This is a genomic window from Calditrichota bacterium (assembly GCA_016867835.1).
Taxonomy (GTDB): domain Bacteria; phylum Electryoneota; class AABM5-125-24; order Hatepunaeales; family Hatepunaeaceae; genus VGIQ01.
The window spans coordinates 1-1911 of sequence record VGIQ01000210.1 but is presented as its reverse complement, the minus strand read 5'-3'; the positions used below and the strand labels follow the sequence as shown (position 1 = coordinate 1911).

The 1911-nt window shown below is 52.2% G+C and carries 2 protein-coding genes; both read left to right on the top strand.

The annotated features are described in order from the left end of the window. The first annotated feature begins 14 nt into the window (after positions 1-14). Complete coding sequence (locus tag FJY67_12205; GenBank protein ID MBM3330207.1) at positions 15-719, top strand: hypothetical protein; 705 nt, start codon at positions 15-17, stop codon at positions 717-719. Between the two features lie 165 nt (positions 720-884). Beyond that, positions 885-1911: RNA polymerase sigma factor (locus FJY67_12200; protein ID MBM3330206.1), on the top strand; the 1027-nt coding region annotated here is incomplete at its 3' end.

The following is a 1911-nucleotide window of genomic DNA, read 5'->3' as shown; positions in this document are numbered from 1 at the left end:
CGGGAATTCTTGTAATGGCTTTTTATTTTCTATTTCTTTTCCTTGTCTTTAGGTCCTTGGTAATCCAATTATTTCTTTCAAAAGTAGATGATCCGGATTGGGGACTTTCAGTGCCTCTAGGTATGGTCTGGCTTGGAATGACCTTGCAGTCACTCGTGAATCCCGTAAGCCTGACGCTAGCAGTCTGGCATTTTCTCTCCGGAGCATTCCTGCTGGGGCTACAAAGAGAAAGAAATAAGGAGGCCAACTCAAGGCAAAGTCGCGCGCCTTCGTCATCCCAGAGTAAACAAAAGACGGGCTTGAAGTCATCTAGACAGACGAATTTCAAGCACAAAGCAACAATTCACCGATTGATTGTTGCGCTGTCGGTCATCCCTTTACTCTTTGCCGCGAACTCGGCTGTTGGGGTGTATCAAGGTGATGCAGATGTCTACAGGGCGATTGCGCGTGGCGATGGACAGGCCCTTCTCGTCGCAGTTTTGGATAAAAATTCTGATCCAGAATTAATGAAAACTGCTGTGAGAATATTTAACGACAACTCAATGAAGCAGTTTTCAATCCGCATTCTCAATGAACTCACAAGGCGAAACCCGGACGACTTTTATGCATGGCAGCTGCTTTACATAACTTCGACGAGTCAAGCGGATAGGGCGCGGGCGCTGAACAGGATGAAGGAGCTAGATCCTCTTACCCCGGAGTTATCAAAGTTGGTCCCTTGACAAGAATGTCCGTTTTGTCCGCTCTCCGCGACAATTTCACACCATATTCGTAGAAGTGGGTAGAGGCGGCGACGGTCGACTCTGCAGTATAAATAAGCACCAAACCGGTATACAAACAGGGGCTCCATAAAAGTGGCATTACGCAAGAAAGCTGACTCCGCAGGTCTGAAGGTCTGGACGGTCGCGGAGTTGGGTGCTTTTTACACTGAGCACCGCAGCGAACTTCTCGCCCACGCCTCTCGAATCCTGAAGGACTCCGCTCGTGCGGAGGAAGTAATCCAAGATGCACTGATCAAGGTCATGCTCGCCGCCCCTGAGCTGGAATCCGCTGATCATGCGCTCTCATACATGCACCGCACGATCGAAAACCTCTGCATCGACATCTTCCGCCTCGAGGGTCGCCGTCCGAACCTCGTCGTTCTAGATGTTGCAACCGCCGAGGTCGAATCAACCTGGCAAGAAAATAAGGACCACTCCGATGTGATTGCCGCTGCCGATGATGCCGCGATCGTCCGCCAGGCTCTAGCAATGCTCTCCCCAGCCGAGCGCGCTGCGCTGGTTATGTGGGAGATGGAAGGCCGTTCTACCGAAGAGATCGCCCGTGAACTTGGCATAAAGGAATCTGCAGTTCGCCACACAGTCTCTCGTGCCCGCTCATCACTCCGCAAAGTTCTCTCCGAACTCATAATCGATGAGGCTCGTGGCCTAACCGCCCTAGACATGCTCTCGACTACATATAAGAAGGCATCCCAACTTTCCAAGAAGTCCTCGAAGGTTGCGCTATCGCTCATCCTGGTTCTTTTCGCCTTCCTTGGCTTCAACTCGATGCCCACCAACACTGGAATTCCGGCTCTCGTAACTGAGGGCTCGGAATCAGCACCTGAGGTATCCCCATCGGCTTCGGCCGAAGCAACCACAGCTGCTGTAAATGAAGAAGCAACCACACCTGCTCCTGCTACGACGAAAGCACGTGCCTCCGTTGAGAATGCAAAGAGCACCGGACTTAAGTTCCCAGGCCTAGATAAGGCCGGGGTACCTACGGGGTTCACGGTTGCTGATACGACTGGGGCGCTCGGAAGTGCCTACTTCACCGAGCGCACCCCCGTATCGACTGAGACGGAATTGATCATCGGACAGATCATCAAGACCGACTCGGGGGCAGCAAACATCCTCATTTCCCAGACCCTGACCA